Source organism: Brachyspira pulli (genome assembly GCF_036997785.1).
Classification (GTDB): domain Bacteria; phylum Spirochaetota; class Brachyspiria; order Brachyspirales; family Brachyspiraceae; genus Brachyspira; species Brachyspira pulli.
In genome coordinates this window covers 1-7,384 of the sequence record NZ_JAWLQI010000096.1, presented here as the reverse complement: position 1 = coordinate 7,384, position 7,384 = coordinate 1, and the positions used below count along the sequence as shown (strand labels likewise).

The window sequence follows — 7,384 nt, the reverse complement described above, 5'->3', positions numbered from 1 at the left end:
ATATTTTTATTAAATTTTAATATTTATAATTATTTTAAATTATAATAATACAAATACTACCAATAAAAAACAATTTATTTAATGATATACCTAAATAATTATATTTTGTCAATTTTAGTTTTTATATTGTTATTATTTTCGAGGACTAGCCCCACACCCACACTTCTTTTGCGACTGAAAGGAGTGCCTGCGACCATAGGAAGTCCTTTAGGATAGTATTGCCACAAAGAAGCAGGCACAGCCCGCCTTTGGCGAAAGGCTACATTTAGGCTTTAATTTAATAAATTATATTACATATAAGACAATTTTAGTATGATTTAGTACTAATTTCATACCTTGCACTTTCGCGAAGCTATCCGAGTTTATCAAGGATATAAGCTACTTTGACGAAGTCCGCAGAGCGTATGCGGCGTGAAAAAGAACAATAAAAAATTGATAAACTTAAGTACTTAAATATAGATTTTATCTACTTTTTTGCCGCACAAAAAAGTAGCAAAAAACGCAATTGCTAGAACTTTATATTTTAAGAATATGCATTAAATATGGTATAAACCCTAGTTTTAGGTCAAAAATGCAGTTGTTTTGGTTCTTTTATACCAATACTTACAGTACTTCCTTCGGTCGTAAAAGAACTGGGGTGCTGCGTAAGCACACAGCGTGGTGGGCAAAGCCCTGCAGATTTTAAAATTTAAAAAAATTATTTTTTACAAAATATAGTTGTTTAGGTATATACAAAAAAATAGACTGCATATAAGAAATATACAGTCTATTAATAATTATTTTATTATAAAATTATTTATTGTTTTGCATTTGAAGATGAAGAATTATTATTTTTACTCATTGAATCCATACCAGATATACTGTAACGCATTTCTGTATCAGCCATAACATTTTTCATATTATAATAATCTAATACGCCGATATTACCTTTTTTAAGAGCTTCAGCAATGGCAAGAGGTAATTGAGATTCAGCTTCAACAACTTTAGCTTTCATTTCCTCAACCTGAGCACGCATTTCCTGTTCTCTAGCTATAGCCATAACTCTTCTTTCTTCTGCTTTAGCCTGAGCAATCTTTTTATCAGCTTCAGCTTGGTCAATCTGTAAGAAAGCACCAATATTACTTCCAACATCAACATCAGCAATATCAATAGAAAGTATTTCAAAAGCAGTACCAGAGTCCAAACCTTTAGCAAGAACAACTTGTGAAATTCTGTCTGGATTTTCTAAAACTTCTTTATGTGAAGCAGCACTACCTATAGTAGTAACAATACCCTCTCCTACTCTGGCAATAATAGTTTCTTCTCCGGCACCTCCAACAAGTCTGTTAATATTAGTTCTAACAGTAACTCTTGCTGTAGCTTTAACTTGTATACCATCTTTAGCAACAGCAGCAATCAAAGGTGTAGCAATAACTCTAGGAGAAACAGAAGTTCTTATAGCATCAACCAAATCTCTACCAGCTAAATCTATAGCAGCAGCTCTTTCAAAACTTAAATCTAAAGAAGCCTTATCAGCAGCAATCAAAGCATCAGCAACCGCAGTTGGATTTCCTCCTGCCAAATAATGTGCTTCAAGTTCATTACTTCCTATTTTTAAACCAGCCTTCCATAATTTAATTTGATTAAGAACTATAAGCGAAGGATTAACTCTCCTTAAACGCATAGTTATTAATGTTATCATATTTATTCTTACACCAGAAAATAAAGCAGTAACCCATAAACCTATAGGGAAAAAGCGTAAGAAAATAAATAAAAATATTAATATTATAATAATACCAATAAACATTGGAATAATTGGAAGATATCCGTAATCGAACATACAAACCTCCTAAAATAAACTATTATTAATTATGTACATAAGTTCCTATATTTTCACCAGAAATAGCTTTGGTAATATTTCCAGGTTTATTCATATTAAATACTCTTATAGGCATATCATTATCATTAGCCATAGCAAAAGCAGTCATATCCATAACACGTAAATTTTGATTCATAGCTTCTCTAAAAGTGATATCATTATACATTTTTGCATCTTCATTTTTTTTAGGGTCTTTATCATATACACCATCAACATTAGTACCTTTTAATACTATAGAAGCACCTATTTCTAAAGCTCTTAATATTGCTGTGCTGTCAGTTGTAAAGTATGGATTAGAAGTACCGCCAGCTATAATTAAAACATTTCCTCTTTCTAATATACGAATAGCTTTATCTCTTTCAAATCTTTCTATCATGCCTTCAATATTAAAAGCAGAAAGTATTTGAGTCGGAGTGCCAGCTGCCATAAATCTGTCTTTTAATGCTATAGCGTTCATAATAGTTGCAAGCATACCCATAGAATCAGCTGTAGCTCTTACCATTCCTGTTTTATTAGACAATTGCATTCCTCTAAAAATATTTCCGCCGCCTACTACAACTGCTATTTGTGTATCATGTCCGGCTTCTTTCATTTCTAATGCTATTCTATCAACTACACTATTATCAATACCATATTCTTTTTGTCCAAGCAATGCTTCACCTGATATTTTAAGCAATACTCTTTTTTCCATTAATTAACCTCTCAACTTTTTATAATAATATTTTGTGTATTATACTATCTTTTTTATATATTATCAAGATAATAGAATATACAATCATTAGTATTTTCTATTTCTTGATATAAATATTATAAAAAACAAATATTAGTGTTTATATATTATAGTTTAATATATTCAAGATTTTAAAAATTTACCTAAGGCATCATTGGTTAATCTATATACTCTTGCATCTTTTACCATTTCTGCTCCGGTAGAAAGATAAAAATCAATACTGGATTTATTCCAATCCAAACATTGCCATTCAAGTCTTCCGCAATTACGCTCATAAGCTATTTTTGCAACTTCCTCAAACAATTTCTTTCCGTATCCTAAACCTCTATATTGATCATTAACATATAAATCATCTAAATATAATCCATGCCTTCCAACAAATGTAGAAAAAGTTTCAAAGAATACCGCATGTCCTACTGGAATATTATCTTCAAAAGCAATAACAACCTCTGCCTTTTTCTTTTCAAAAATATTTTCTTTCAAACTTTCCTCTGTAAGATTAAGTTCATGCTCTAAATGCTCATAAACTGCAAGTTCTTTTATAAATCTTAATATAGTAGGTATATCACTTTCTTTAGCAAATCTTATAGTAAATTCTTTATTATTCATAAACAAAACCTTATAAATTATTCATTAGCAAATTTTTTCAGATTATCATGGCTCAATCTATATGTAGTCCATTCTTCCATAGCTGAAGCATTGAGTGATAAATAAAAATCAATACTAGGTTTATTCCAGTCCAAACACTGCCAATCCAACCTTTCACAGCCTCTATCAACTGCTATTTTAGCTAATTCCTTTAATAGAGATTTACCATATCCTAATCCTCTATAATTTGGACTTATATACAAATCTTCTAAATATATTCCTGCTTTTCCTAAAAAAGTTGAAAAATTATGAAAGAATAAAGCATAACCTATTTCAATATCATTCTCATAAGCTATTAAAACTTCTGCTTTTTTCTTTTCAAATATCCATTCTTTTAATATTTCTTCAGTTGCTGTTACTTCATGTTCCAATTTTTCATAAGCAGCAAGCTCTTTTATAAATCTTAATATAGTAGGAATATCTTTAACTTCTGCAAATCTAATACTAAATTTTTTATCACTCATAAAACTTTATCCTAAATATTATTTTAATTTGTCTGGGTTTAAACATTTTAAACTATCAACAACAAATAAACCATCTTTTCTAATTAATTTATCATCAAAATAAATTTCACCGCCGCCGTATTTTTTAGTCTGTATACATACCAAATCCCAGTGTATAGAAGATTTATTTCCATTAGGAGCTTCATCATAACAATTACCAGGAGTAAAATGGAAACTGCCCATAATTTTTTCATCGAATAATATATCTTTCATAGGCTCTGTTATATATGGATTTACTCCTATAGCAAATTCTCCTACATATCTAGCTCCTGAATCAGTATCTAGTATTTCATTTATTCTTTTTGTATCATTACAAGAAGCATCTACAATCTTTCCATTTTTAAACTCAAATCTAATATTCTCATAAGTAAAACCATCACTATATAAAGAAGGTGTATTATAAGTTAAAACACCATTAATAGAATTCTTAACAGGTGCAGTAAATACTTCTCCGTCTGGAATATTAATTTCACCAGCACATTTTATAGCAGGTATATCTTTTATAGAAAAAGTTAAATCTGTACCATTGCCTACAATCCTAACTTTATCAGTTTTATTCATAAGATCAACTAAATTATCCATAGCCTTAGACATCTTTGAATAATCTAAATTACAAACTTTGAAATAAAAATCTTCAAATTCATCTGTACTCATAGAAGCTCTTTGTGCCATAGCAGCTGTAGGATAATTCATAACAACCCATTTTGTATTTTTAACTCTTTCTTTCATGTGTACTGGAGTAAGATAAAATTTCTCATATATTTTATTATTCTCCATTTTTACAGAAGAATTTTCAGCATTATTCAAACCGCCCCATATACCAACATAAGCGTCCATTTCTTTCATAAGCATTAAGTCAGATTTTGCCCAAAGTTTGATCTGTTCTTCATTACAATTTTTTAATAGCTCTCTAAGTATTTGGGGATCATGATTCCAAACAAATGGGCTTGCTCCTACTTTATAAGCTTCATTTATTACTGCTGTAACTAAATTACGTTCTTCTCCTTCTCCGTAAACTTTTATAAGTACTTTCTCGCCTTCTTTTAATTTACAAGAATAATTAACTATACTTTTTGCCAATTTTTCTATTCTTGGATCTCTCATCTATAAACTCCATTTTTTAATTATTAAAATAATTTTATTTTAATGCATCAATTTTACACAATTAATAAATAATAATCAATATATAATTAATTAAAACATATATAAAACAAACAATTCATATAGTAAAAATATTATTTAGATGTATAATAATTAAATAAAATAATAAATAGGTAATAATTATGAAACAAAAAATAATACTTCTTATATTTACAATTTTATTCAGTTCTATGCTATATGGTGCAAATAATGCAAAAGACGTTGAAGGTTTCTGGTCTATGCCGGAAAAACCAAAAGGAAGAATGAAAGTTGCAAAAATAATTGTGATAGGTAATAAGGTTTATGCTTATGGTATAGCATTACATGATAATGTAAAAAGCACATTAGATGATCATAATCCGGATAAAAGCCTTAGAAATAAAGATTTAAAAGGATTAATATTCATATATGATATAGTTTTTGAAAATGATGAATGGTCTACTGGCAGAATACAGGGAAGTTCATATTATGTAAAAATAAGCTTGTCTGAAGATAAAAACACATTATTTGTAAGAGCTTCTTTAGATAAAGGCGGTGTAGTTGGTGCAACTGTAGAATGGAAAAGATTATCAAAAGAAGAATCAAGCAAATATTCTGATATAGCTGTTAATCAATTAAGAACAATAGAAGGAAAAAGCATACAATAAAAAAATTATAAGTTTAAACATGTAAGTTTAAACTTATAATTTTCATTATTTTTTATTTAATTATTTTCTTCTATATAATCAGATTTACTGAAATTATAAATACCAAATACATCATAAATAACATTGGTAAGGTTTTTATTTTGCATTACAGTACCAGCATAATAGAATATAGGTATAATAGCAGTATCATTCATAGCTATATCTTCTGCATTATGTAAGTATAAACTTCTATCAGCATCGCTTTCTGCAATTGAAGCATCTGATAAAGCTTTATCAAATTCAGGATTGCTGTATCTTCCTTCATTAAGAACATAACCAGTTTTTACCAATGATAAAAATGCAACAGGACTGTTATATCCTCCTATCCAACCTTGTCTAGCCATGTCAAAATTTCCATCTCTCCTAGTTTGTAAAAGTACTGCCCATTCCTCTTGTCTTATTACCATATCTATATTTAATGCCGATTTAAGCATAGATTGTATACTTTCAGCAATAGTAACATGGAAACCTGGATTTGTTAAAAATTCAAATACTGGAAAACCTTCACCATTAGGATATCCTGCTTCAGCAAGTAATGCCCTAGCTTCCTCAACATTCTTCTCATAATCTTCGCTCTTTGTAGAAAAATATCCTTCTTTATAATTTCTAAAATCTCCATTATTATTAACATCTTTTATATTGTAAGGTACAATAGCTGCAGCTGGTCTCTCTCCGCCTTTCATTATATTATTTACAATATATTCTCTGTCTATAGCAAGAGAAATTGCCTTTCTTACTCTGGCATCATTAAAAGGTTTCTTATTATGATTTACTTCATAAAAGTAAAGTGATATATTAGGCACAGATTTTGCTATACCTTCTGCAAGTAATTTTTCCCTATCATTTATAGGTGTGTTATGATAAAAATATATTTCATCGTTTAAAATAGCTGACATAGCAGTATTGTCATTATCTATAAATTCAAAATTAATAATATCAGGCTTTATTTCTTTATAATTCCAATAATCAGTATTTTTACGTACTACTAATCTTGAATTATGATCCCAGCGTACAATTTGAAATGCTCCATTACCAACCATAGTTTCTGTTTTTAAAGTCCAGCCGTCTTCATCTTTACTCACAACATCTTCACGCAAAGGTGTATAAGCAGTATGAGCTACCATTTCCAAAAAATAAGGTACAGGATATTCTAATTCCACATATAAAGTTTTATCATCTAAAGCTTTAACTCCTAATGTATCTTTATCCTTATTACCCATCATAATATCACTTGCATTCTTAATAACATCTAAAAGTATAGAATAAGATGCTCCGTTTTTAGGATCAACTATACGTTTCCAAGCATATACAAAATCTTGAGCTTTAACATCTACACCATCTGACCATTTTGCATTGCTTCTAATATTAAATATATATATTGTATTATTATTTGATGATACCCAGCTTTCTGCAGCACCCGGAATAATATTATTATTTTCATCTTTAATAGTTAAATTTTCAAATAGATGTGTTGTATATATCATAGCATCTACTGCTGAATTTATAGTAGGATCTATAGTTTGAGGTTCAGGGCCAACTGAAACTGTTAGTTCATTTAAAATAACTTTTGGTTCTTTATTACAAGAAATCACAACTATAGTCATCAACACCAAAACTAATTTAATTAATATATTGTTTTTCATAAGAATATTCCTAGCATATTATTTATTATTTATAGTATCGAAAAAAAATATAATTAACTAATTAAAATATTTACTATATAATAAGTATTTTATATGTTTTTATAGTTATAATTTTTTATAATATTAATATATTATTTAAACCACATTATTTTTTAATCAATTATACATTATTTAAT

7 protein-coding genes are annotated in these 7,384 nt (G+C 28.6%); 1 reads left to right on the top strand and 6 read right to left on the bottom strand.

Annotated features, from left to right (window positions below; genetic code table 11):
* Positions 1 to 796: 796 nt before the first annotated feature.
* The 5 genes from floA to R4K56_RS14075 form a co-directional block, all read right to left on the bottom strand.
* The gene (gene floA / locus R4K56_RS14095) at positions 797 to 1,819 is read right to left on the bottom strand and encodes a flotillin-like protein FloA (RefSeq protein ID WP_297296978.1); all 1,023 of its coding nucleotides are present in this window, start codon (positions 1,817 to 1,819) and stop codon (positions 797 to 799) included.
* Positions 1,820 to 1,844: 25 nt separating this feature from the next.
* On the bottom strand, positions 1,845 to 2,549 hold the full coding sequence (gene pyrH, locus R4K56_RS14090) for a UMP kinase (RefSeq protein WP_335761010.1): 705 nt from the start codon (positions 2,547 to 2,549) through the stop codon (positions 1,845 to 1,847).
* Positions 2,550 to 2,711: 162 nt separating this feature from the next.
* On the bottom strand, positions 2,712 to 3,197 hold the full coding sequence (locus R4K56_RS14085) for a GNAT family N-acetyltransferase (RefSeq protein ID WP_335756696.1): 486 nt from the start codon (positions 3,195 to 3,197) through the stop codon (positions 2,712 to 2,714).
* A gap of 17 nt (positions 3,198 to 3,214) precedes the next feature.
* Positions 3,215 to 3,700 (bottom strand): GNAT family N-acetyltransferase, encoded by a 486-nt coding sequence (locus R4K56_RS14080; RefSeq protein ID WP_335761009.1) that lies wholly within the window; start codon positions 3,698 to 3,700, stop codon positions 3,215 to 3,217.
* Between the two features lie 18 nt (positions 3,701 to 3,718).
* Complete coding sequence (locus R4K56_RS14075; RefSeq protein WP_335772996.1) at positions 3,719 to 4,843, bottom strand: aminopeptidase; 1,125 nt, start codon at positions 4,841 to 4,843, stop codon at positions 3,719 to 3,721.
* A gap of 179 nt (positions 4,844 to 5,022) precedes the next feature.
* Here R4K56_RS14075 and R4K56_RS14070 point away from each other — a divergent pair, with 179 nt between their 5' ends.
* Positions 5,023 to 5,526, top strand: coding sequence for a DUF2147 domain-containing protein (locus R4K56_RS14070; protein WP_335772995.1), 504 nt, complete (start codon positions 5,023 to 5,025; stop codon positions 5,524 to 5,526).
* A gap of 56 nt (positions 5,527 to 5,582) precedes the next feature.
* Here R4K56_RS14070 and R4K56_RS14065 read toward each other — a convergent pair whose 3' ends face one another.
* Positions 5,583 to 7,208, bottom strand: coding sequence for a peptide ABC transporter substrate-binding protein (locus R4K56_RS14065; RefSeq protein WP_335772994.1), 1,626 nt, complete (start codon positions 7,206 to 7,208; stop codon positions 5,583 to 5,585).
* Positions 7,209 to 7,384 lie beyond the last annotated feature (176 nt).